This window comes from Priestia sp. SRI_019 (assembly GCF_057586255.1).
The window spans coordinates 374,929-400,184 of the sequence record NZ_JBYCZN010000002.1; the positions used below are offsets into that span (position 1 = coordinate 374,929).

Below are 25,256 nucleotides of genomic sequence, written 5' to 3' on the forward strand. Positions count from 1 at the left end.
TCAGCAATATAAATGATAAGTAAAAGCGCTCGAAAAAAATCCGAGTGCTTTTACACTTAATGTTTTGCCCCCTCATTAAACTTAACTCTTTTACAGTTTAAGGCAATAACTTATAAGAATATTTTTTACTTCAAAACCAACTTTCATATATACTCGATTTGCTTGACTATTCGGCCTATCAACAGTTAGTTTAATTTCATTAATTTCCGGGAATGAAAACATCTCGGTTAAAACTTCTTTTAACAACATCGTTCCTAGACCTTGACTCTGAGCATTCTTCGAAATACAAATATACTCCAATGAGCCCTCTCCCATTTCAGTATCGACTTCAAAGTACGCATAACCTTGCAACTCGTTAGAAATATTTTTGAGTATCTTTAACATATTTCTATCGTTAAGTCTCTCAATAATTGTTTTTCCATTGTAATAAGTATTTTGAAACATTGCATTGTGTAGTGTTTCAAATGCTTGAAAATCACTATGTTTAAATGACTCACTTTTCATTTCAGTAACTTTATCAAAATTTTGTTCTTTAATTTCTAAGATCAAGTGTTCACCAGTCTTTTTTGCTTTTATTTCATTCATAAATACTTGTTGCAGCTCATTTTCTTCATTGATAAAAAAATGAAATTTTTGAATCAAAGGGTTTTCATTAACTAACTGTTTCCATAATTGAGATTGCAAATAAATAGAAGATGTTTTATTAAAAGGTCCCCACACTTCTGCTACCGTTTCTTCGATATCAAATCCAATAGCCCCTAAAATTTCCCCTGTCTTATCTCTGGCGATTAGAAACTTGATACCTCCATCGCTACTAATAAACTCTTCTTTTAATGTCTGATGGATTTCTTCTTCTTTTTTACCACAATAACCAATGTGTGATGTTTTCTTTCTATTTATTTCTGATAGAAATCGAGATAATTCACCAATGTTAGTAGCTTTTTCTATAATACTCTCCATAACACTATCCCTTCTTTAAATCCAATTTAGTGTCATGTTCGTTCCTACTGCAAGATATTCCTGCATCCCAACCCCTTCTGCCTCGTTAGTTTGGAATTATTCTTCTACAATATATAAAAAATCCTTTCTGTGCATCACTATACTTAAGGTAATAAAATCTCGCGTCCGTCATAGGCAAAGCTTACGTTTTCATCTGAGAGCATCTCGGCATGCTTTCGGATATCAATATCATGTGATAAATGAGTAAACACCATGTTTTTTGCCTGTAGCTTCGCTTTGATCTCCACTGCCTCTGTCACGTCATATACGGATCTTTTTTCTTTTTGAAGATATTCTTTCCAGAAAGATGTACCAAATATCAGTAAATCTAAGTGGTAAAAGGGCTGCCACTGTTCTTTTGTCACATTAAAAGAATCGGATACATACGCCCAGCGTTCGCCCTGTTTTTGATGAACCACAATGCCGTAGGAATGACCGTTAAATCCGTGATTTACTTTATGAAACGTAATCGTTGTTTCTCCACTATCCCATTTTAACGTTCCTTTAAAGGTAAGCCCTTTTCTTTTTGCGAGATAAGGAAATCTTTCGGTTAACTCGCTGATGACTTCAGGCGCTCCTACGACTTCTGTATTTACATTATTCCAATAGCATAAGTCAGCTAAATCTCCTAAACCAGCAACATGATCATTGTGAGGGTGCGTAATAAATACAGTAGAAGGGATTTTTTTGTTATTGTATAAATGAAATTGATGTTTAAAATCAGGTGAGACATCAATCAAAAACACGTTACCGTCCATTGTAAATTGTGCACTAGGTCTTGTGCGCTGATTTAATTGATCTTTTTGTGTACATACTTTACAGTCACACAATAATCGAGGCACTCCTTGAGCATCGCTCGTCCCGTAAAATAAAAGTTTGTTCATTGCTCTGTTTCCCCCTTTTTTTCTTCTAAAGGTCTATTTTTTATTCCAAGAAATGTCCTATGTTGTTCTGCATCGTTCTTTTATTTGTCCTTCTAGAATAAAACCAGCTTTTATGTAAAATAGCCAGTCTTTTTAACGACTGGCTTTGCTATATTCCCTATAAAAAACGTTTTTATGCTTTTTCTATTGATTTCTTTCTTCATCTCTTTCAACAATATGCTGAAGAATAGATAATTTGTTCGTCCAAAATTGCTCGTAGTAAGAAAGCCAATCTTGTACTTCTTTTAAAGGCTCTGGCTGAAGATGATACACTTTTTCTCTGCCTTTTTTTTGTCCATGGACTAAGTCTGCTTCTGAAAGTATATGAAGATGCTTGACAATAGCGGTACGGCTTATTGAAAAATGAGACGTTATTTCTGATATAGGCAATTCTTTTTCAGAAAGCAGCTCAAGTACTTTTCTTCGAGTAGGATCAGCAATGGCTTGAAAGATATCATGCTTGGCAGCTGATGAAGTCATTTAGTTTTCAACAACCTTTCGAAGTTTTTCATTTACGAGACTAATCCACCCGTAGCTCATTCTATCTCGTACCACTGAACTCTTTTCGTTTGCTTTTTCAAGAAGTGTTTCAGCTTCTTTCCACCCGCTATGAATAAGCGTAAATTCAGTTTGATTACCCATTTCTTTTAAGGTAAACGAAACGACCCATCCATCCGTATCCCAAGAGAAAGAAAGATAGTTTGGTGCATCTATTTCTAATACTTTACACGGAGATGGTCCAAAAGGCGATTGCAAATGAAATTCATATCCTACCTGAGGCTGAAAATCATTAGGCATGAACCATTGTTGGAGCCCTTCTGCGGTTGCTACTTTATCCCAAACTTTTTGAATCGGCGCGTTAAAGATTATCGTCTGTTTTACATCTTCTACTACACTTTTATCATTCATCGTTATCTTCATTCTCCTTTTTCAAAAAATAACACCAAAAGGTTTCATATAAGAATGATATAACATCTTTTGATTTCATGTCAATTCCTTTGAAAATGAAATCCTTCAATACATCTCCGTTCTTTGATAAAGAAAGTTGTTATGATGTTGAATGAGTGCATTTTATTATATTTCAAATATATCTTTTAAACAATGCTTCGTCCGCTTTGTGCCAATGCATAATGAATGCCGTGCTGCAATGTTTGAAAACAATCATATTTTGATAAATCAATGTGGGTCTCTGATATAACTAAGCCTAAGTCGGCAGAAATCCCTACTAAAATTGTTTTCGTACCAATCAGGGACGCTGCTGCACCTAATTTTTCAATAAGACTTGCCGTATATTCAGTAAGTTCTTTATCCAATCCAGTTAAATCCAGCACAAGATAATTAGCCTGATGTTTTGGAAGGTTATTTAATGTATTGACAATCAAATCTTCCGTTCGATCCTCGTCGTATTTGCCAATCAAAGGAACGACGACTATGCCTTCCAAAACCGGAATAATAGGAGAAGAAAGCTTTTTAATAAGATCTTTTAACTCTGCTGTTTTTTCTGCTACAATGTTTTGCAAATGTTCTATTTTCTGCGCTTCTTTTCTTCTGGCTAATTGATGAATATTTTGAGTGATATCAATGTTAGAAGGGAAGTATTCTACTGTGGTGCATTCATGCTCTTCTATTTGATGTTGAATCACCTTGTACCAAATATTTGTTCCGAATAGTCCTGTGAAAATCCCTGCATAATGGGCCGGAAGAAAATTTCCTCCCTTTGTTTTCTTTTGCGCAACGTTAATTTTATGTTCCCAACTGTCTTTTAATTCAGCAGATAGAGTTTTACTTTCAGGATTTAAATATTTGATAGTAGTTTTTCCCCATCCAGCCGAAGCGTATGTATTGGTAATTAACTCAGCCGCTTCAAAAACCGTTACGCCTTTCATATTTTGAAAGTACTCTCCTACTACTAATCCCTGTCGGAAACCAGTGGTTTCCAGTACTACAGAAGCTGCCTCTTCTCCAGATATTTCTTCGATTGTGTCAAACAATGTTTTCATCGCAGAAGAAATCCAAAAAAGGATCGCATCTTCTCCTTCAAAGCTAAATTGTCCTTTTTCTAAATCCCAAGCAAAACTAAGACCACCTATATCAATATTCTTTTTTTCACCCATGGCGGAATCTCCTTTTTATAAAGTTCTTACCTTCTTTATATTTTATCTTATGTTGAAGAAGCTGGTAATAAAAATTGTTGCATATTTTCTATTGCTTGTCTAACCATTACCCATGTTTTCAATTAATAGAAAAGAAAGGTGAATGCTATAGAACTTTGAATTCGCCAACTTTTCTTTCTTTTGTATCAAACATACATGATAAAAAGGAAGAAAAGCAAATTGTAATATAACATCACATTACGTTATAATATAATTATATTCAAAAGAAAGTATTTAGGAAAGAGGAGGAAAAAGATGAAGCTAAATACTCATAGCTCTACGCCTTTATATATGCAGTTAAAACAGGCTATTACAGAAGATATTAATAAAGGAGTTTATACTCCGGGTGAAAAACTTCCAATTGAAACGGATTTGTGCGATATATACGGAGTAAGTCGGATTACGGTAAGAAAAGCCGTATTAGATTTAGTAGAAGAAGGCCTTCTGATACGTCAGCAAGGAAAAGGAACCTTTGTTCAATATCCAAAAGCTAAGAGAGAGCTGTTTGCCGTTAATGGACATACAGAGTATATGTCGGAATTAGGGAAAGTACCGCAGACTAAAATTTTGTCTTTTGGTATAAAACCTGTAAAAGCTCATGTGGCAAAGATGTTATCCATCCCTCCAGAAAGTGAAGTCCTTGAACTGCAGCGCATCCTGTATTATGATGACCAGCCTCTTACCTTAGAAATTTCTCACTACTCCTTAGAATTGTTACCACACTTAGATCAGCACGTCCATAATTCAGTTTCAATGTACGATACTATAAAAAACAAGTACAATATTGCTCCGGTTCATAATAAAAAATTATTGAACATGGTATTTGCAAATGTGGATGAAGCAAAACATTTAGAATGTGAAGTCGGAGAGCCGCTGTTTAAAGTGGAAAAAGTGGCGTATGATGCACAAAAAAGACCGATTCATTCATCTTTTCTACACTATCCTGCGAATCGCGTTACGTTCACTATAGACAGTTCTAATTCTTAATAAAATAGCGCCTTGCTTCAAAAGCAAAGGCGCTATTTTATTCATTTTAAAACCATCGCACAGTCTGTATGATATTCTTTTCCATATCCAAAAGCTCCGTAATTTTGACAAGTTTGTGATGCCACTAATGCTCCATTATGGAGAGCTTTTGCTATGTTTTTTTCTAGTAGATAAGAAGAAAGAAAACCGGCGATGAAAGAATCTCCAGCACCCAATGTATCGACCACTTTTGTAGAGATTATAGGCTGTTTGAATAATTGGTTTTCGACTGATAATAAAGCTCCATCTTCTCCTCTTGTCACGCATACGACACTGGTTCCTAACAGGTGTACTCGCTTTATTAAATCCATACACTCTTCTTCTGGCAGGCTGCTTCCTGAGAAAAATGCATAGCTGATATATGGACATACTTGCTGTAAATATTCCTCATCGTATCTTGTAGAAAAATCAAAGGAAATATCAATGATTTTATGTAGCAACGGAAGGTCAGATTCTAAATGACTAAAAACGCTCGTATGAAGAAGATCGTGCTGGCGGATATAGGTTAAATCCAATTCATTCAGCATTAGTTTTAATCTAGATTGAACGCCTCCTTTATTTGATCCTACAAAAATTCGATCACCTTGTTCATCAAGTGTTACAACCGCCATTCCATTCTCTCCTACAGCTCTTCTTACTCTGCTAATCTCCATCTTTTCTTGCTGCAGAGTATTTACTACATGTTCTGCCGATTCGTCATTCCCCACGATTCCCATATAGGAAGACTGATTATGACTCAATCTATTACAAAATACGGCCACATTTAGCGCGTTGCCGCCCGGATAGATCTTTCCTTGATCTTTATAGTAATCTACTACATTATCCCCTACTCCAATTAGTTTCATCTGCTTGTCCTCCTATTATTTAACACTTCCGTTAGCAATGCCACGGATAAAGTATTTTTGCATAAACAAAAACAACATAACAATCGGTGCTGCTGAAATGGTCAGTCCAGCTAGTAATACCCCCCAATCTGTTTGCAAAGCGTCTCTAAATTGCATTAATCCTGCTGGGATTGTACGCAAACTGTCATCGTCGATAAAGATAATGGCAAACATAAATTCATTCCATGTGTAGTAAGCTGTCAAAATTGTCGTTGTTAATAAAATGGGCGTGCTCATTGGAATGAAAATTCGAAATAAAATCCCCAAGCTTGTACATCCATCTAAACGAGCCGCTTCCTCCAGTTCTTTTGGAATCGAAAGAAAATAAGCTCGAATTAACAAGATGGTTAAAGGAATTCGATAAGCAACATAAGGCAGAATCAGTGCCAAGTGTGTATTATAGATTCCAAGTTTTTGAATAATGCTATACAAAGGGATTAAACTTACCTGAGGAGAAAGCATAAGCCCTCCGAGACATATAATGAGGACAAAAGCTTTTCCTTGAAACTCAAAGCGTGATAGTCCATAAGCTCCTAATGCACTGACCAGGACCGTCAAAAAACAAGACGCGCCCGTGACGAACACACTGTTTAAAAAGTAAGAAGATATTCCACTTTTCCACGCTGTCACGTAATTTTCAATTAGCCAAGTATGCGGCATAGACCAGCTGTGAGTAAAGATTTCATCCGTGCTTTTAAAAGAACTTATAATCATCCAAAGCAAAGGATACGCAATGATGATAAAATAGACGATCAATCCGACATATACTATCGTTACACCTGTGTACCTCTTCTTTTTTCTTTCTCTAGTGGCTGTATTGACAACATTAGGTAAGGTGACATTTGTTTTAGGCATCTGCATCAAGCGTCTTCCTTTCCTGTTTTAAATGCTTTCATTTGAACAAGAGAAATCAGCAGTGTAATAATTAAAATGACAGTAGCAATTGAGGAAGCGTAGCCCATCATATCTTTCGAAAAGGCTGTTTTGTATAAATACGTACTTAGCACTTCAGATGATGTACCCGGTCCGCCTCCTGTTAAAATATAAGGTTCATTAAATACTGTAAAAGCACCAGTAAGCGTTAAAATAACAGCAACAAATGTCATTTCTTTTGTTTGCGGTACAGTAATATGAAAGAACATTTTAAATTTATTAGCGCCGTCTATTTCAGCTGCTTCATACAATTCAGGTGAGATTTTTTGTATCGCTACAATATACAGCATGGCGATATAGCCGATAGATTGCCACTGAGATACAGCAATAACTGCATAAATAGCCGTATTACTATCTCCTAGCCAAGGTTTTGCCAATGAGTCTAATCCGATCATTTTGAGCATTTGATTTAAGAGCCCTACTTCAGGATTGTAAAAAAAAGTAAACAACAAGGCAATAACGGTCATCGAAACGACTACTGGTAAAAAATAAACCGTTCGAAAAAAAGGAGAAAACCTTCGAATAAGTTTATCTTCTAAAACGGCAGCCACAATTAGACCGCCACCCACTTGAAAAATAATTGAAATGACCGCATAAAGAATATTATTTTTGAGTGCCTGATAAAAGACAGGGTCTTTAAATAAGTGCACATAATTATCTATTCCTACAAAAACTTTGTCTGGTGAAAATGTGCTCCACTCATAAAGACTATCCCAAATATTCTGAAAAATAGGGATGTACACGAGTAGTAAAAAAGCAAAAGCAGGAAGAAGATATAAATAAGGGGTTAGCTTATTGCGTTTTAACATCGCTTTTTCACTTCCTTACTTTTTAGATTCAGCACGAACACTCGCTGCAGCTTTTTGCACATCTTTCATTACTTCTTTAGGTGTTTTATCAGCATTTAGCATCAGCTGAGCCCCTGTTAAATAAGCATCTGCAATTCGAGCATCGATTGCCATATCAAACCATGGAGCCATCTCTTCGGCTTGTAAAATATTATCTACTGCTTCTAATTGCTCCGGTGTTGAATTACTGCTGTTCGCTGTATCATTTACTGCACTGTATTTCCCTACTTCTTTTACTAGCTTTTCACCCATTTGTTTTGATGTTAAAAATTCAAGAAATTCCATCGCTTCTTTTGGATGCTTGGTTTTAGAAGAAATCATAAACCCTTCAGGTGATCCAGTTAAATTAGTAGCATTTCCTTTTCCATCCTCCACTTTAGGAAAATTAAACATGCCAATCTTAAATTTAGTTGGACCGAAAAGCTTAATTTCAGCAGTTTCAGCATAAAACATAGCTGCTTTTCCATTTGAAAATTGTTGTCTTGCATATTCATGATCAATCGAGTTTGTATTTTTATTAAAGTAAGGAACTAATTCTTCTAATTTTTCTAGAGCTCTTACATAGCCTTTATCTGTGAATGTCCCAGTTTTTGAATTATAGTCTTTTGAAAGAACGTCGGGCTTTACCATGCGCTGATTTAAGGTTCCTACGTAGTGAGAAATGGTCCACGTATCCTGGCTTCCAAATTCTAAAGCTGTATAATGCTTCTTTTTTAAAACGCTTAAAACATTTAGTAGCTCGTTCCAGTTTGTAGGCGCTTTTAATCCTAATTTATCGAAGATATCTTTGTTGTAAAAAAACATTTTCCCGTCCATTGTGACAGGAACACCGTAAATTTTCTTATTAACGGTATATGGTTTAATTTGAGATTGAACAAGCTTGGAAGACCACGCTGAATCCTTCTTATAATAAGAGGTTAAATCTAAGGCTTTGTTTCCTCTGACAAATTGTCTAGCAAACTCATCGCTCCAAGAAAAGTACACATCAGGAGGGGTATTAGTGCCTGTCATAACTTTAATTTTGTCTTTATATGAATCGTTTAAGACGGCTTCTGTTTTAATATCAATATCAGGGTGCTGTTTCTCAAATTCTTTTACAACTTCTTCAAAGTAGCTTTTTTCAGGTTCTTTTGGCCATCTGTGAAAGAATGTTAATGTTGTCTTTCCTGTGTCTGAGTCTGAAGACGTTTGTTTTCCAGCACACCCCCCGAGCATTAAAGAACAACTTAAAAGTGAGGCTAAGATTAAATTTGTCTTTTTCATATAGAAACCCCCTTATTGTAAGTGCTTTCATATATAAGTTATACTATAATGTTTTATAACATTATAGTATAACTCGTAAGGAAAATATACAGATTTCTATCTTTATTAGGAGATTATTAATATTCTACTTTCCACATGTAGCGTCTTTTACTTAAAGGGTGATTGCGTGCTTCGGCTAATTCTTCGGCATACTGACGCAGTACACGATTTAATACAAGAGGAGCGATATACCCTTGCACACCTTTATCAATTCCTTCGAAGTCATATGCTTTTGCATCTAGAACAGTTAATTTCTTTCCATATCGTTTAGAGAATGATAAGGCGCGTTCTTCTAAAGGTCTTGTTTCATCTAGTCCAGCTAGGATGATAAAAGGTACGCTTTCATCAATAATTTCGAATGGACCGTGGAAATACTCTCCAGCGTGAATAGCGTGAGAATGAATCCATTGCATTTCCATTAAGATACAGATGCTGAATGAATAGGCTGCTCCATAGTTCGAACCGCTGGCCATTGTATAAATAACCGGTTCAGACTTATGTGATTCAGCAAATTTTCTTGCGTTGCTCGCTTCGTATTCTAGAGCTTTTTCATAAACAGACTGTAGATTTTCTAAGCTAGTAACTAACTTTGCAAATTTATCATTTTTTTCTGCTACGTATAAGAGACCAAATACAAGCTGATATAAAACGCCTAAGTTTGTTTCAAAAGCATCGATGTCATTGCCCCACTCATACTTAATAAAAATATCTGCGCTGTGTGCTAAAGGTGAAGTAGGTTCATTTGTTAAGGCTACAGCATAAGCGCCTTTGCTTTTAGCGAACTTAGCTGCTTCTGTAGTCTCAGGAGTTGTTCCTGACATGGAACATAAAATAACTAAGGAGTCTTTTCCTAGCTGCTGCGGATTGCGGTGGATAAATTCGTTCGAGCTATACAAATCGGATGTAATATGTTGAGCTTCTCGATCTAGTACATACTTAGCTGGATACATGATCGCAGAAGATCCTCCACATGCGACGAAAAACACATTACGAATTTGCTTGCTTTTTAATTCGTTTAATACGGCTTGCACATCACTTTTTACATTCACTACTGTTCTGCTCATTTTCCCCACTCCTTAAATAAAATATGATATACAACATTATGTAATGTTATATATTGTTATGTTAAACTGTAAACATTAACTAGTCAATACATTTATCAGAATATTTAACTTTTTTATCTATATTTGTAGAAATGCGCTCTTCTGTTTCTCCATCAAAAAAATGAACGTAGGTTAAATTCAACGAAAAAACGCCTTTGTCCCCTGCTTCAAACTCACATAAAAGAGGCACTCGAGCCACAAACGTTTGCTTTTCTAAACTAGCATATAAAATTGTTTCAGCACCTAGTACCTCTATCATATCTAGTGTCGTAGTGAAGCAAAACTCATCGTTCAACTCTCTCTTACTATCCTCTTTATGATATATAATGTGTTCAGGACGCGCACCCATTATGACTTCTTTCTCATTATGACCTTGAGAATGTAAAGCGTGTATTAGAAAATCAGGAAGCTGTATTTTAGTTTCTCCCATTATAAAATAAGTGCCTTGGAGATATCCCCGAAAAAAATTCATTGCGGGTGATCCAATAAAACTGCCTACAAATACATTCCTAGGATGTTTGTAAATATCTTGAGGGGTTCCGATTTGTTGAATAATCCCGTCTTTCATAACCACTAGGCGAGTAGCCATTGTCATAGCTTCCACTTGATCATGCGTCACATAGATTGTTGTTGTTTGCAGCCTTTGATGCAGTTTAATAATCTCAGCACGCATTTGTACTCGCAGCTTCGCATCCAAATTAGATAATGGTTCATCCATTAAGAAAACTTTTGCTGCCCGAACAATAGCACGACCTAAAGCAACTCGCTGACGCTGCCCTCCGGATAAAGCTTTTGGCTTTCTATCTAAATATGTTTCTAGACCTAATGTTTTGGCTGCTTCATTTACCCGTCTATCAATTTCGTCTTTCTTTATTTTTTTTAATTTCAAACCAAATGCCATATTTTCTCGAACAGTCATATGAGGGTAAAGAGCATAATTTTGAAAGACCATAGCAATGTCACGATCTTTTGGAGCTACTTCGTTCATATGATCTCCATCAATGTAAAAATCACCTTTTGAAATCGTTTCTAGACCTGCAATCATTCGCAGCGTAGTAGATTTGCCACAGCCTGAAGGTCCAACAAATACAACAAACTCTTTCTCTCCGATCTGAAGGTTAAAATCATTTACGGCGATATTTTTTTTATCATATATTTTATATACTTTATCTAAATGTAACATTGTCATCTCACCTCAGCTCCTTATATTTAAAGTTTGAGATACATTATTGCAAGTTACGCGTCTCTTTTTCCTTAATCCTTAATTCTTTCCTCCTTTTTATTTAAATTGTTAACTTGAGACATTAAAGTAACTTAATGACTATACTAATCGAATCTAGTTAGACAGAAAATAAATATGTAAAGGTTGCTAACACAAAACATACAAGCAACCGTTCACCTTCAAAAAAATAAAAAGGTTTCACATCATAATCTGCATAGAGACTGCCTTTGCCTTATTTCTGAAGATTTTATTACATATCTTCTTTGCCTTGACAGCTTGGACACTCATAAACATGCACAAAATAAAGTCCAATATGGTGGAATCGTTTCCCTAAGCAATCTGGACATGTTCCTGCTTCGCGCATTTGTTCCCGTCGCTTGTCTCGCTGATTAGCTAAGAAATTTACAAATTTCATAAAAAACCTCCCTCATGTTTTTGACTATAGGTTTTCCTGGTGAGAGGTCTTTTATTCGACTAGGTGTATTTATAACAGCACCTGCTTGATTGTGCTTTTAAACTATACTCACGTTTTCCAATAATACAAAAAGGATAGATAAAGCAGTCTTATGACGCTCATCTATCCTTCATTTTTACCCTATATAATGTTTAACGCTATACAGGCGTCTATCACTATTTCCTAACAAATATCTAATTTTTGATACAGCTATCATATACAAATTATTCTTCTACTTTGTGTTTTTCTTTTTTTCGAAGAAACGGCCACCAATTTCCTTCTCCAAGCGTTACGACAATCGCTGGCATAAGAAGGGGAAGAATAACAAGGCCATAAAGTAAAAGACCAATAATAACAACCGTTGCTACATGAACAAGTGTTAATACACCCGATGGTATCATAGCCCCAAACGTTCCAGCTAAGATAATAGCAGCAGTAATAATAACCGATCCCATCTTACTCATGGACGTAACCATCCCTTCTGATACGCCGCTTTTTACTTCTTCGTTAAAACGGTCTAACAAGAAAATAGAATAGTCAATTCCAAGGGCAACTAAAATAACAAAACTAAAGAATGGCACAGCCCAGCTGATTCCGTCATTCCCCATTATATCCACGAATAGAAGCTCTGAGATTCCCATTGCTGTATAATACGTAAGCAGCAGTGAAGCAATCATGTATACAGGCATGATCATTGAACGGAATAAAATGGTCAGCACAATAAACAATCCAATCATCATAATAACCATTGTGCGTGAAAGATCCGTTGTAGATAAATCTTTTAAATCCGCATTTGAGCTCGATACCCCTCCGTACACAATTTCTGTATGCTCAAACGGCGTATCAACGACTTCGCTTGCCACCGCTTTTTCAATATTTTTTACGGTTGAAATGGCTTCTTCAGAATATGGATTTTGATCGAGCACTACACTGAGCTTAACTCCTTTTCCATCTGCAAAAGAATAGCTATCGATGGATTGTTTAAACCCTTTATCTTTCATCACTTCTGCTGGAAGGTAAATACCCGTATCTCTAACTGTTGAGCTGTCACTCATGTTATCAAGCATATCTGTTGCTTTTGTTAAGCCATCTGAGATCTTCGTCAGTCCGTCATTCGCACTGTTAACGCCTTTTGCTAACTGATTGATACTGTCTGATAACGCTCCAACTTGACCTTGCTGAGCTGAAAGATTCTCATTTGCTTGTTGGAGACCAGTTTGAATGGTAGTAAGCTGTTTACTGATTGCAACAAGCTGCGGAACCGCTTGCTGCACATTTCCTGTTGTAGAGAGCTGAGTGCTGACAAGCTGCAGCTGTTGATTAATTTGAGCTAATCCATCTGCAGCAGGTGCAAGCGACCCGCCAGATTTCTCTTTAGAAGCAGAACCCGTTTGGTCAGCTATTTGATTTAGCCCTTTTTCAACATCACTTAATCCTTTTTGTACATCTCCGATTCCTTTAACAGCATCTTTGATTCCATCTGATGCAGAGCCTAGCTGTGAATTAACATATAAATCATCAATCTTTTCTCCGGTAGGCTGTGTGATAGTCATAACAGAATCCACGTGATCCACTTTTTCAATTGCTTTGCTTATATTTCCTAAATAAGGAATAACATCCGCCTTTGTTAACTCTTTATCTCCTTTAATAATAACATTGACAGGAAACGCTTTTCCTTCTCCCAGTGCATCACTGATAGCATTTAGTCCTTTTATAGATTTATAATCACTGCTTATTTCAGCAGTAGAATCAAACGATACTTTTGAGTCGTACGTGACAATAAAAGGCACGGTAATAATCGCTGTAATGACTAAAAACACGAACGGTCGCGCCACTGCCTTTTTCCCTAAAAAGCCCCACAGCTTATTATCGCTATGAGAAGCCACTTTTTTAGACGGCCAAAATAATTTTTCTCCAAGCGTAACCATAAAAAGTGGAAGCAGAGTAAATAAAATGACTAGCAGTACACCTACGCCCACTGCTACCCCGACAGCCGACTGGAAAATGGCAAACTTGGCAAATCCAATGGCTGCAAACCCAATAAATACGGCAATTCCGCTGATAAATAGCGTTCTTCCTGCTGTACGATAAGCCGTGATCGTGGCCTCTACTTTATCATGTCCGTTTGCCAATTCTTCACGGAAACGATTAAGTAAAAGAATGCAGTAATCCGTACCAATTCCAAACAAAATAGCTACTAAGAACGTTTGCGTGAACGTTGAGATTGGAAAATCGACATTTTTAACTAAAATCCCTAGTAACGATTGACTGATTAAGTATGTGATTCCCACAATTAAAATAGGAATAAACGGCGTCACGACTGAACGGAAAACGAGTAAAAGCAAACCTAAAATCAAAAAGATAGTAATAAACTCCGTTTTCTTTAACCCTTCTTCTGAACTGTGTGCAAAATCCTGATTAATAAGAGATGCACCTGTTACATATGCCGTAGTGTCTTTTGGTACGCTATCATAAATCTGATTTGCTATTTTTTCAACTTTTTCATCCGATCCACTGACAGTAACCGGAACTAAAACGGTTTTTTTGTCTTTAGACATTAATTGATTACGAACATCTTGATCATCTGTTAAAGGCGTTGTGACATCTTTTACACCTTTAATTTTCTCTGTCTTATCAATGATTTTCTGTATTTGTTTCTCACTGTCTTTATCTAATGCGTTATCTAACTTGATGACCATGCTGATGGTATTACTGTCTTCTCTAGCATTTTTTAGAATTTGGCTGGCTCTGGATGAAACGGCATCGTCGGGAAGCTGAGACTGCCCTTTTTCACTTGCGAGCTTTGTTAAATTTGGTGACGTTAGCATCAATATAACTGTTAAAGCTAAAATAAAGGCCGCAATCACCCATTTAAATTTCACAATAAATTTCATTCTTTGCTTTCCCCTTTTGTAGTTAACTTTTCTTTTGCCATTGTAAGAATTTCAATAAATGTATCTATTTTTTCTTCTTCTACATCATCAAACAAATTCTCAATGATACTAAAACACGCGGCATTTCCGTCATTTATTACCTTTTCTCCTTCAGCCGTAATCTTAATAAGCTTAGAACGTTTATCGCTCTCTAGTTCATTAGTGTCCCACTCCACAAGCCTTTTTTCGAGCAGCTTTTTGATTCGATTCGAAATAGCACTTTTATGAACACCTTGCAAGACAGCAAGACTGCCAGGTGAAGATGGACCTTTAATCATTAAACTATTTAACAAATCAAACTGCTGCCTAGAGACATGTTCAAAGAGGTTATGGCTGAGCTCTCTATGAATTACTTCTGTTCCTACAAACAGCACTTCTTCAAAAAGTTCTACAGCTTGATATAACTTGCTTTTTGTCACTTCTTTCCCTCCTTTGCTCATTTAGTTTATAGGTATAAACTATTTAACTTTAAAAATAGTTTATAGGACTAAACTTTATTCTGTCAATAAATTTATGTCTGACTGTCTTCATATATGATAAAGATAAATAGAAATCTCTAAAGATACCGCTTACATCAGCTTTTTTGGTTGTCAAAGCTCCATCACTTAAGTATTATTAGTAATTGACTTCTTTTCAAGGAGATATAAATTTTATACACAGAAAGGGTGATCACACATGAATACAATGCATGCTAATGAGCAGGTCAGTAAGAAAGATTCCTTTCCAATTGCTCTCATCTCATTGACTCTTGGAGCTTTTGCTATTGGAATGACGGAATTTGTTATTATGGGGATATTGCCTAACGTTGCGGAAGACCTTCACGTTAGCATTTCGACTGCTGGTCAGCTAATTACAAGCTATGCTTTAGGAGTAGCAATCGGCGCGCCAATTTTAACCATTTTTACTCATCGACTTCCTCAAAAGCTTCTGCTTTGTTTACTTATGCTTTTATTTATTCTCGGAAATGCGATTGCTATTATTGCACCTAGCTATGGAATTTTAATGGGAGCTCGTTTAGTTACGGCATTATGTCACGGTACTTTCTTTGGAGTAGGCGCTGTTATTGCTTCACGGCTCGTACAACCTCATAAACGTGCAAGTGCTGTGGCAACAATGATGGCAGGTTTAACCATTGCAAATATAATCGGCGTTCCTGTGGGAACATTCATTGGGCAACACTTAGGCTGGAGAGCTTCGTTTGGAGCTATTACGATCATGGGGATTATTGCATTTATTGGTATTATTCTGTTTATCCCAAAGCTTGGTCAAGACAAATTAACGGGTCTAAAACAGCAGTTTGCTGCTTTTACTCAACCAAAACTTCTTGTGATGCTTCTTTTAAGCGCAATAGGATGCGGTAGTTTATTTACTGTATTTACGTACATTACACCGCTTCTTGAAGACGTTACGGGAGTAAGTGAACATAGCGTTACGTGGATACTTGTATTATATGGATGCGGAGTTACGCTCGGAAACGTTGTTGGAGGCAAGCTAGCAGACTGGAAGTTAATGCCTTCGGTTGTAGGTATATTTGCTTTTCTTTGTATTGTGCTGACTATTTTTACGTTTACCGTTAAAAGCCCAACAGCAGCGATTATCACGCTGTTTTTCTGGGGGGCAGCAGCATTTGCTGTAATGCCTGGTATTCAAGTGAAAATTATGAACTTAGCACAGGAAGCACCTGCTTTAGCTTCTACTTCGAATCATTCGTTTGCTAACTTAGGAAATGCTTTTGGCGCCTTTTTCGGAGGCGTAATTATTAACCATATGGGACTTACTTCACTTCCTTGGGTCGGCGCCATTTTTGTAGGAACGGCTTTTGTTATCAGCACTTGTCTTTTTATTGTGGAAACACGCAAAAAACATAGTGAACAATCGTCCTAACTGTCTAACAACCGAACAACAAGTAAAAAAGAGCCTTTCTTTGCTGAAAGGCTCTTTTTTACTTTTAACTCGCTTTTTTCATTTCTTTACTTGTTAATCGACTGTGTTTACGAGAATAACCGACATATACAACTATACCAAGCACAATCCATATGCTAAAATACAGCCATGTTGTTTTAGGAAGATTAATCATTAAAAATAAACAAGATAATACAGATAAAATTGGTAAAACCGGGACAAACGGCATTGTAAATCCACGTTTTAAAGTTGGATGCGTTTTACGTAAGATGATAATGCTGACGCCCACCATGCCGAAAGTTAAAAGAGCTCCGATATTTGCTAAATTCGCAAGTTCTTTTAGATCAATAAACCCTGAAATTAACGCTCCGATAATCCCTACTAGCCAAGTAGAAAGACTCGGAACTCCCGTTTTCTCATTTGTTTTAGCAAATGCTTTTGGCAACAAGCCGTCGCGGCTCATTGAGAATAAAATGCGTGTTGCTGCATAAATGTAGGCGAAAATAACAGCCATGATTCCGATGACAGCTCCTGCAGCAATAACTCCTGCCACTGCATTTTGTCCTACTGAATGGAGAACATAGGCCATTGCTTCTGGGACATTCAGTTCCTTGTACGAAACAACTCCGGTCATAACAAGGCATACTGCTACATAAATAATCGTGCAGATCACAAGTGAACTAATAATTCCAATGGGCAAATTGCGCTGCGGATTCTTTACTTCTTCTGCTGATGTAGATAAGGCATCGAAACCTAAGAAAGCAAAAAATACGGCCGCTCCCCCTGTCACAACACCTTCAATTCCATAAGGCATAAAAGGTGTCCAATTAGACGGTTTTACATAAAAAGCTCCTACAATAATGAAGAGAAGGATAATAAACAATTTAACAAGCACCATAAAGTTATTCACTTTTTTACTTTCTTTTGTTCCTCTTGAAAGCAGCCATGTAATAAGAAGCGTAATACAAATAGCAGGAAGGTTTACTAGGCCTCCATTTGCAGGGATTGTAATCAATTCTTTTGGCAGTGAAAAACCAAAGCCTTCTAAAAAGTTGTTAAAATAAGAAGACCAGCCGTTTGCTACTGCTGACATCGTTAACAAATAGACAGAAAGCAACGTCCATCCCATTAAGTGCGCTACCACTTCGCCGATGGTTGCATATGTATAGGTGTAAACGCTCCCAGATACAGGTATAGTTGAAGCAAATTCCGCATAGCACAGCGCTGCAAAACCGCATACAATAGAAGCCAATATAAAAGAAAAAATAACGGCTGGCCCAGCATCGTTAGCAGCTACTAAGCCTGTTAATACTAAAACCCCCGTTCCGATTACGGCTCCAATACCAAGAAGAGTCAAATCGAATGCTCCTAATGTTTTGACTAGAGATTTGTTTTGACTTTGTTCTAATAATTGCTCGATTGACTTCTTTTTAAATAGTTTTCCCATTGCACTCTCTCCTTTCTGTTGCCACTCATCCATTAAAAACTTGAAAATAACGTCTTTCCCATTTGCCTGCGCGTTTTCACTTCAGATACAGTAGTAATTATATAGAAATAATTACTAACTTGTCTATTAGTATACTAATATCATTATATATATTTCAAGAGTTTTTGTAAGCGATTTCTTATTATTGCTCTATTTTGTATTTATAAACTAAATAAAGAGATTATCATTATGCTTACGTATAATAAGTTTGAATAAAAATAATATTATGAAAAATTATTTTATATTTTTTTTAAATAACTTTTTTACTAACTATCTTCAGATATAAATTCCTGACATAGAGATTATTTACAGAACGATGAATGTTTTATCTTACCGGGTGTTATAATGATGAAAACTGAAGTGTATGAAGGGCGGAGAAAGATGATTAACTTACTTATTGGCTGTATTTTACTAGCATTAGGAGTATACTTTATGTTTAAATTTCTTTTTTACTCTCCTTCTAAAAAGAAGCGAGATCAGCAAAACATAAACAAACCATCAGGTGAAGCTTCAGCTTCATCCACAAACGATTCGAATAGAATAAGATAAATTTTTTTATAAAATAACGGCGTTTATCTAAGACAAAAGTTATACTGCTGATATATATTATCTTATACCCTTCTAGTTCAATATTCCCTTCATTTTAGTGTGAGACAAGATGAAGGGAATCACTATCCGACTTAAAAAATCGGATTTTTCTATTTAGCAAGGTAAATGGCTTCAATAAACTCCGTTTGAATTTTTTTCTTTATTCAAGTTTACAGCTGCCTCTTCCACACTTATTGTTCCTATATTTTTCTTCCCATGCTTTCGCATAGCAAGCGATTCATTTTCCACTTCTTTATCTCCTATCACAGCCATATAAGGAACTTTCAGCATTTCTGCTTCTCGAATTTTTAGCCCTATTTTTTCAATGCGATCATCTACTTCCACACGATATCCTTTTAACTCCATCTCGTGTTTCACTTTATATGCATATTCCATATGCGGCGGTGCAATAGGCAATAGTTTGAGTTGAACAGGAGCCAGCCAAAGAGGAAATTGACCTTCGTAATGTTCAATCAAGATGGCCATAAATCGTTCAACGGAACCGTATATAGCGCGGTGAATCATTACGGGACGATGCGGTTTATTGTCTTCCCCAATATACATACAGTCAAACTTCTCTGGCATTAGAAAATCAAGCTGAACTGTTCCGCACTGCCAGCTGCGACCTAAGGAATCTAAAATATGAAAATCGATTTTCGGCCCATAAAAAGCTCCGTCTCCTTCATTAACCTGGTAATCTAAGCCTTTTTCACTTAACACAGATTGAAGCGACTTTTCTGCTTGGTTCCATGTTTCAATATCTCCCATGAATTTTCCAGGTCGTGTGGATAGCTCCACTTTGTAATCGAAGCCAAAATGTGAGTAAAAGTCATGGATAAACGCTAGGATGCGGCTAATCTCAGCTTCAATCTGACTGAGTTCTACGAATAAATGAGCGTCGTCCTGTGTGAATGAACGGACTCTTAGCAATCCGTTTAAAGAGCCGGAAAGCTCGTGGCGATGAACTAATCCAAGCTCTGCGTATCGAATCGGAAGTTCTCGGTAGCTTCTTCGCTTGCTGTTAAACAACAAAATGGCTCCCGGACAATTCATAGGTTTAATCGCATAGTTTTGTTTGTCAACATTTGAAAAATACATATTCTCATGATAGTGCTCCCAGTGTCCTGATTGTTCCCATAGCTCCTGTTTCATCATGATTGGTGTTTTTATCTCCTGATAGCCTGCTTTGTAATGCTTTTGTTTCCAGTAGTTTTCTAACTCATTTCGAACAATCATTCCGTTAGGTAAGAAAAACGGCATGCCAGGAGCTTCTTCCATCGACATAAACAGCTCCAGTTCTTGACCTAATTTTTGATGATTTCGTTTTTCTGCTTCCATTTGTTTTGACATGTTCATTCCTCCAATATGTTTTTATTCAACAAAAAAGCCGCACTCATCCCTAGTAAAGGGACGAATGCGGCCGTGGTACCACCCTAATTCAGTAAAATACCCATACGTATTTTACGCTTAAAAAGATAACGGTTTTACCGGTTGCGGTTTCAGTGTATATACATTCCCCGCCGCAGCTCCAAGGTGGTAAATTCATTTCGTTTTCTAAGGGTTCTCAGCCAGTGACCCTACTCTCTGTAAAGAAAATCCAAAAATGATTCATGTCCTTTTCATTGCTCGTATATTCATTTTTTCTACATAAAAAAACCGCACTCATCCCTAGTAAAGGGACGAATGCGGCCGTGGTACCACCCTAATTCCGTAAAATACCCATACGTATTTTACGCTCAAAAAAGATAACGGTTTTACCGATTGCAGTTTCAGTTATGCACGTTCCCTGCAATAGCTCTAAGGTGGTAAATTAGATGATTTCTTAAGGGCTCTCAGCCAGTGACCCTATTCTCTGCGAAGAAAACAGCACCTAATTCATGTCCTTTTCATTGCCAAATACTGTTTATTAGTTGTTAAAAGCGATTATAGTGTATAAATTTAACAGAAGTCAAGAGATAATTTTTTATTTTTTAATGGTATAGAATTACTTTATGCTTGAATTCTTGAAAAGTTACTTAAGAATATACGGACTTAAAAAGTTTTTTATTATACTATTAACGACTACATTCTATTCTTATTTTTACCTTTATTTTCACAACAATAAAGCGCAAAAGAAAGATACCGTAAGTCCTTATTTGTTTTATCTATGCGGAATTAACGAAGTAAAACCAATACTATCCCAAACCAGAACAAGTAACATAGCACAAGCATCATCAGGTTTTTTTATTTATATACTAAAATATTAAATATACCTTTTTCTGCTCACCCAAATAGTTGACTTAAATCCGTAGAAACTATTTTTTATCTATCTTTAGACTGAAGCTCATCATACATACTTCCACTTTGCGGAAAAATCCGTTTTGTCCTGATTTGTTCTTTAAGAATAACATCAAGCTGCCGCTGAATTTCCCTTGTTTCATTTGTCGAAAAGTACGGGTGAGCCAGATTTACTGTTTCTAACGGATCCTTGGTCAAATTGTACATTTCAATTTGATCGGGAACACGTGTTGTTTTGAGGGTAGTAAGACTTACAGGGTAACCTTCATATTGCTCTCCGTGAATGAATTCATCTTTTTTGTCATCTGCTGACCAAAATTGCGGATTATCATGATAGCGAGCGTATTTCCAAATTTCCTTTCCTGCCGCTGACGAAAACTCGACAATGACCGCTTGAATGTGATTAGGCTGAACAACTGACGGGTAGCTTTCTCCTAAAAAACTTGTTTGGTGAAGTCCTTTTGTCGGGTCATCATCCGTCATGAAGAAAACCGGTGTTTGCTCTTGCTCAAGAGACGATTCTCCTCGAAGTATACCTGACAGGTCTCGCCCAACAAATGGATGTACTTCCGTATGACTTTTTTGTAATTGCTTTTGAACAGCGGAAGCATTGATATTAGCTAAACTAAGCATTGTCGGGATCAAGTCAACGTGACTAGTCATCAGGTCTGTACGTTGATAATTGGTAAACAAACATTTGTTGTGAATGAGAAGCGGAACGTGAATAGATTCTTCATACATGTTGTACCATTTTTGATGTAGTCCCCCGTGAGCTCCAAGCAAATCACCGTGATCAGACGTAAAAATAATAATTGTATTTTCATAGAAAGAAGATTGTTCCATGGTCCGAAGAACTTTTAAAATTTGTTTATCAACATTTTTTTGCAGCTGATAATACAAGCGCCGGTAGAAGCTAGAATTTGGCGTTGGCTGCAGCGCTTTTGGAGAGAGTATTTATAGCTGCTTTGAGCGCAAGGCTTTGTTTGTAAAGGTTCTCTAATGGTAGGCGGCGGATCGATGTTCGGAATCGTCTCATCAATAGAAAACTGAAACATAGGAAGGTGTTTGGTAATCGCTCCAAACAGCGCAATGTCATGCGGGTTCACAAACGAAGCTACCATGAGCCAAGGCTGCTCAGTCGCTTGATGTTCTAATCGTTGAATAAGCTCTATGATTTCCTCTGCATATATTTCGTCTCGTCCGCTCACTCCAACGGCCGCAGATGAACCAGAATTGTGCGGGTTTCTCCCTTCCGGTTCTGGACCAATCCACCCTGAAAAACCAAACTTTTCAAGCTTATTAGCCCGTTGATAGAGGCATTCTTTTTCCGGATCTGGTATTCCTGTTTGCATCTGGTAGCTAGAAAAAACATTATGTGTTCCTGGAATTAAGATGTTCTCATCAGAAATGTGCCATTTTCCTTTATAAAAGGTTTGATACCCAGCCTGCTTAAAATAATCCCCCATCGTCGGGACGGTATTAGGCTGCAGCCAAAACATATCAGGATCTTGTGACTTCTTTGCGATACCTTGCGTTTGCGTAACTCCGTGCAAGGAAGGATACTGCCCTGTAAACAATGTAGCTCGACTTGGTGAACAAGCTGTAGAACCGACGTAGTGAAGGGTAAATTCCATTCCATGCTGTTTTAAAAATTCATGTGCTTTTAAATGTTTTTTCTCCACTTTTTTAGTTCTTTACTTTCATATAAGGGTGGAAATCGCTCCTCGTCCACGACAATTTACAAAAAATTAGGCTGTTTCTGCATGTTTACTCCTCCGCGTGTTTATCAAATTTTCTGTATTGATAAACTATGTAAAAAGCACTTTTTTTAGAAGAACGGAGTACGGTTCATGTCTTTTTATACCCAAACGAAAAAAGACTTGGAGGATTTCTCTAAGTCTTTCATAGCTCGTTTCAATACGATATTCCTTATTTTTTGTATGCTTTTAGCTGCTGATTTCGTTTATAGGTGCCAATGATACTAGGTATACCTACAATTATACTTATCATAAAACTCCACATCATGTAGCGCCAATCCCCTGTAAAAAGCGCTACTCCCATAAAAAAAACGAGCTGACCAGCAAGAGCTAACCATGAAGCTATCCAAGCAAACATCATATTCTCTTTCACGTTATCACCTCATATTTTTAATTATGAATGACTTTTTATATTTTACCATGAAATTCTAATTTTAAAGGTTGTTCTACTGTTTATTTTATGTACATAACTAAAAAAGCTAATAGCAGCGCGCAGCTAGCCATTAGCTTTTTTATTATTTTGCAAATACATGATTTCCTATTTTAATTGTTTCTTGTTTTTGGCGCAGCCATTGATCTCCCGTTTTATCAGGATTAAAGAAGAATAATGAACCTTTCCCTTGACCTTGGAAGTTAATTGCTTCTTCTACAGCTTTTTTTGAATCTTTGTCTGCAGGTTTATTAACTTGACCGTTGCTCACCGGACTATACTGACCTTTTTGATAAATAACGCCTTTTACAGTGTCCGGGAATTTGCTGCTGTCGACTCTATTTAATACAACTGTCGCCACGGCTACTTTGCCTGCATAAGGCTCTCCTTTGGCTTCGGCTGATACGAGACGAGCTAATAATTCTTTATCATTTTTATTTACTTGAACGTGCTGTTCATGAGCGGGCGCTGCAGCAAATGCTGAGTAACCTGCACCAAAACTTGGGATAAGCATCGCTATAGCGATTACTAGTTTCTTTATCATAAAAATAAAAAGCCTCCTTGCTATTTCTTGACGTGGTTCATATGCTAGCAGAAATATAGGAGTCTTTCATTGCAAAAAATTATCCAATTCCCAAAGAAATTGGATGTTATTGTCTTCTTTAAACAATCTTTAGCTTATAAAGAATCCTTTATGATTACGTATGAGTTGCACTGCTAAATCTTAAAGAAATTATATTTTTTCTGTTTGAAATATAAAGTTTGAACTGTATATTTCCTTAACTACTGAAGAAAGAATATCAATTCCTTTCTTTAACTCCTCATCTGTAGCAGTAAGACTTATACGAATACACTCCCGGTTGTGAGAAGAAGATTGGCTGCCGTGAAAGAATGAGCCGCCTGGTACTACAATCAAGTTTTCTGCTTTTAATTTATTGTATAGATCGCTATCACTGAAAGGCAAACCTTCTAACCAAAGCCAACCAAATAACGAACCTTCCGCTTTGTGCAAATACCAAGGAATATCATCCGGCATACGTGTAGTTAAAAGATTTTTTAAATAGTCATGTTTTTGCTTATAATGAGTTCTTATATAGTTAGCTGAAATTCCGGCTAACTGCCCGCTCTTTAAGGTGCTAGTCACCATTCGCTGACCTAACCTAGAAGAGTGAATCAAAATATTTGATTGAAATGCTTCCATTACTTTTATGAACTCACTTTTTCCTATAGCAATTCCTATTCTCTCTCCAGGCAATCCGGCTTTAGAAAGACTCATGCAGTGAATGATATTATCATGTATGATTGGATCCATTTCAACAAAGTTCATAGCCGGAAAAGGAGGTGCGTACGCTGAATCAATTAGCAATGGAATGTGATAGTCCTTGCATACTTGGGATATAAAGTGTACGACTTCTTTTGAAAGAATGTTGCCGCTTGGATTATTAGGTCTTGATAATACGACAGCTCCGATGTCTGGGTCCTGAGCTATTTTATCTTTAAATGCCTGTTTGTTAAATTCATAGCGAAACGTATGACGATCAAGCTTTGAAAGGATAGGAGGAATTCCCTCTATTACACCTTCCTCGAGCGCGACTCCACTATACCCAGCGTAATCTGGCAGCATAGGTATTAATGCTTTTTTTACTCTTTCTTCTTTACTTGTACCGCAAAACGAATTTAAAGCTAAAAAAAAGAGATTTTGACTTCCCGACGTGATCAAGACTTGTTCTCTGTCCAGTTTAATACGATAATTCGTAAAGAAGTATTCTCTTATGCAATCAATTAATTCATGCGTACCGTAACTAGAACCATATTGGCTAATCAAATTTTTTAATTGTTTTTCGTTCACAATATCTCTTAAAGCTTCTTCCCACATTTCATAAACTTGAGGGAGGATGGCGGGGTTGCCAGCACTTAAATTCACATATTGATTGAGGTTGGAATTGAGCACTTCTTGGATGTCATGCATAATAGCGCGAACGCCTACTTTATTAGTCATTTTGTTTCCGATTTTACTTAAATGCAAAGCATTCATT

Annotated in this window: 22 protein-coding genes, 1 pseudogene and 2 other annotated features; of the genes and pseudogenes, 3 read left to right on the forward strand and 20 right to left on the reverse strand. The window is 36.7% G+C overall.

Annotated elements, in window-relative coordinates; all coding sequences use genetic code 11:
- Nucleotides 1-90: 90 nt before the first annotated feature.
- The 5 genes from AC2YJL_RS12230 to AC2YJL_RS12250 form a co-directional block, all read right to left on the reverse strand.
- Nucleotides 91-960, reverse strand: coding sequence for a GNAT family N-acetyltransferase (locus AC2YJL_RS12230; RefSeq protein WP_251568134.1), 870 nt, complete (start codon nt 958-960; stop codon nt 91-93).
- A 143-nt stretch (nt 961-1,103) separates the two neighbouring features.
- Nucleotides 1,104-1,883, reverse strand: coding sequence for an MBL fold metallo-hydrolase (locus AC2YJL_RS12235; RefSeq protein ID WP_098249694.1), 780 nt, complete (start codon nt 1,881-1,883; stop codon nt 1,104-1,106).
- 183 nt (nt 1,884-2,066) lie between these two features.
- Complete coding sequence (locus AC2YJL_RS12240) at nt 2,067-2,402, reverse strand: ArsR/SmtB family transcription factor (protein ID WP_060745603.1); 336 nt, start codon at nt 2,400-2,402, stop codon at nt 2,067-2,069.
- Nucleotides 2,403-2,831: an SRPBCC family protein gene (locus tag AC2YJL_RS12245; RefSeq protein ID WP_097823383.1), complete on the reverse strand. Its 429-nt coding sequence runs from the start codon at nt 2,829-2,831 to the stop codon at nt 2,403-2,405. It lies immediately after the preceding gene.
- Between the two features lie 185 nt (nt 2,832-3,016).
- Complete coding sequence (locus AC2YJL_RS12250; RefSeq protein ID WP_195693862.1) at nt 3,017-4,036, reverse strand: STAS domain-containing protein; 1,020 nt, start codon at nt 4,034-4,036, stop codon at nt 3,017-3,019.
- A gap of 294 nt (nt 4,037-4,330) precedes the next feature.
- Between AC2YJL_RS12250 and AC2YJL_RS12255 the strand changes: the two genes are divergently transcribed.
- Nucleotides 4,331-5,062 (forward strand): GntR family transcriptional regulator, encoded by a 732-nt coding sequence (locus AC2YJL_RS12255; protein WP_013057106.1) that lies wholly within the window; start codon nt 4,331-4,333, stop codon nt 5,060-5,062.
- 41 nt (nt 5,063-5,103) lie between these two features.
- Here AC2YJL_RS12255 and AC2YJL_RS12260 read toward each other — a convergent pair whose 3' ends face one another.
- The 9 genes from AC2YJL_RS12260 to AC2YJL_RS12300 all read right to left on the reverse strand — a co-directional run bounded on the left by AC2YJL_RS12260 (nt 5,104) and on the right by AC2YJL_RS12300 (nt 15,199).
- Nucleotides 5,104-5,946 (reverse strand): fructoselysine 6-kinase, encoded by an 843-nt coding sequence (locus AC2YJL_RS12260; protein ID WP_251568132.1) that lies wholly within the window; start codon nt 5,944-5,946, stop codon nt 5,104-5,106.
- 15 nt (nt 5,947-5,961) lie between these two features.
- Nucleotides 5,962-6,846, reverse strand: coding sequence for a carbohydrate ABC transporter permease (locus AC2YJL_RS12265; RefSeq protein WP_487374772.1), 885 nt, complete (start codon nt 6,844-6,846; stop codon nt 5,962-5,964).
- A complete protein-coding gene (locus AC2YJL_RS12270; RefSeq protein WP_043982525.1) occupies nt 6,846-7,727 on the reverse strand; it encodes a carbohydrate ABC transporter permease in 882 nt (293 codons plus the stop codon). The genes AC2YJL_RS12265 and AC2YJL_RS12270 overlap by 1 nt, the downstream gene beginning before the upstream one ends.
- A gap of 15 nt (nt 7,728-7,742) precedes the next feature.
- A complete protein-coding gene (locus AC2YJL_RS12275; RefSeq protein ID WP_251568129.1) occupies nt 7,743-9,029 on the reverse strand; it encodes an ABC transporter substrate-binding protein in 1,287 nt (428 codons plus the stop codon).
- Nucleotides 9,030-9,145: 116 nt separating this feature from the next.
- Complete coding sequence (locus tag AC2YJL_RS12280) at nt 9,146-10,132, reverse strand: SIS domain-containing protein (protein ID WP_251568127.1); 987 nt, start codon at nt 10,130-10,132, stop codon at nt 9,146-9,148.
- Nucleotides 10,133-10,211: 79 nt separating this feature from the next.
- A complete protein-coding gene (locus AC2YJL_RS12285; RefSeq protein ID WP_195693872.1) occupies nt 10,212-11,360 on the reverse strand; it encodes an ABC transporter ATP-binding protein in 1,149 nt (382 codons plus the stop codon).
- Nucleotides 11,361-11,643: 283 nt separating this feature from the next.
- On the reverse strand, nt 11,644-11,808 hold the full coding sequence (locus tag AC2YJL_RS12290) for a hypothetical protein (RefSeq protein WP_016764155.1): 165 nt from the start codon (nt 11,806-11,808) through the stop codon (nt 11,644-11,646).
- Nucleotides 11,809-12,071: 263 nt separating this feature from the next.
- Complete coding sequence (locus AC2YJL_RS12295) at nt 12,072-14,741, reverse strand: MMPL family transporter (protein WP_251568125.1); 2,670 nt, start codon at nt 14,739-14,741, stop codon at nt 12,072-12,074.
- Entirely contained in the window at nt 14,738-15,199 is a 462-nt protein-coding gene (locus AC2YJL_RS12300; RefSeq protein WP_251568122.1) for a MarR family winged helix-turn-helix transcriptional regulator, read from the reverse strand. Before AC2YJL_RS12300 ends, AC2YJL_RS12295 begins: the two co-directional genes overlap by 4 nt.
- Nucleotides 15,200-15,455: 256 nt before the next feature.
- Between AC2YJL_RS12300 and AC2YJL_RS12305 the strand changes: the two genes are divergently transcribed.
- Nucleotides 15,456-16,664, forward strand: coding sequence for an MFS transporter (locus tag AC2YJL_RS12305; protein WP_013057095.1), 1,209 nt, complete (start codon nt 15,456-15,458; stop codon nt 16,662-16,664).
- A 64-nt stretch (nt 16,665-16,728) separates the two neighbouring features.
- On the opposite strand, the gene AC2YJL_RS12310 is transcribed toward AC2YJL_RS12305, so the two are convergent.
- The gene (locus AC2YJL_RS12310) at nt 16,729-18,129 is read right to left on the reverse strand and encodes an amino acid permease (RefSeq protein WP_195693878.1); all 1,401 of its coding nucleotides are present in this window, start codon (nt 18,127-18,129) and stop codon (nt 16,729-16,731) included.
- Between the two features lie 384 nt (nt 18,130-18,513).
- Here AC2YJL_RS12310 and AC2YJL_RS12315 point away from each other — a divergent pair, with 384 nt between their 5' ends.
- Complete coding sequence (locus tag AC2YJL_RS12315) at nt 18,514-18,717, forward strand: hypothetical protein (RefSeq protein WP_195693880.1); 204 nt, start codon at nt 18,514-18,516, stop codon at nt 18,715-18,717.
- A 171-nt stretch (nt 18,718-18,888) separates the two neighbouring features.
- Here the strand turns inward: AC2YJL_RS12315 and thrS are convergent, their stop codons facing one another.
- The 5 genes and pseudogenes from thrS to AC2YJL_RS12340 all read right to left on the reverse strand — a co-directional run bounded on the left by thrS (nt 18,889) and on the right by AC2YJL_RS12340 (nt 25,255).
- A complete protein-coding gene (gene thrS, locus AC2YJL_RS12320) occupies nt 18,889-20,106 on the reverse strand; it encodes a threonine--tRNA ligase (protein ID WP_049793997.1) in 1,218 nt (405 codons plus the stop codon).
- 53 nt (nt 20,107-20,159) lie between these two features.
- Nucleotides 20,160-20,388: a binding site (T-box leader), on the reverse strand.
- Nucleotides 20,389-20,428: 40 nt separating this feature from the next.
- Nucleotides 20,429-20,655 (reverse strand) — a binding site (T-box leader).
- Nucleotides 20,656-21,057: 402 nt separating this feature from the next.
- Nucleotides 21,058-22,771, reverse strand: a pseudogene (locus AC2YJL_RS12325) (sulfatase family protein).
- A gap of 191 nt (nt 22,772-22,962) precedes the next feature.
- Nucleotides 22,963-23,163, reverse strand: a complete 201-nt coding sequence (locus AC2YJL_RS12330; protein WP_050688889.1) for a hypothetical protein — start codon at nt 23,161-23,163, stop codon at nt 22,963-22,965.
- Nucleotides 23,164-23,305: 142 nt separating this feature from the next.
- Nucleotides 23,306-23,764, reverse strand: a complete 459-nt coding sequence (locus tag AC2YJL_RS12335; RefSeq protein WP_230932634.1) for a cell wall hydrolase — start codon at nt 23,762-23,764, stop codon at nt 23,306-23,308.
- Nucleotides 23,765-23,953: 189 nt separating this feature from the next.
- Entirely contained in the window at nt 23,954-25,255 is a 1,302-nt protein-coding gene (locus AC2YJL_RS12340; protein ID WP_251568120.1) for a valine--pyruvate transaminase, read from the reverse strand.
- Between the last annotated feature and the right edge of the window lies 1 nt (nt 25,256).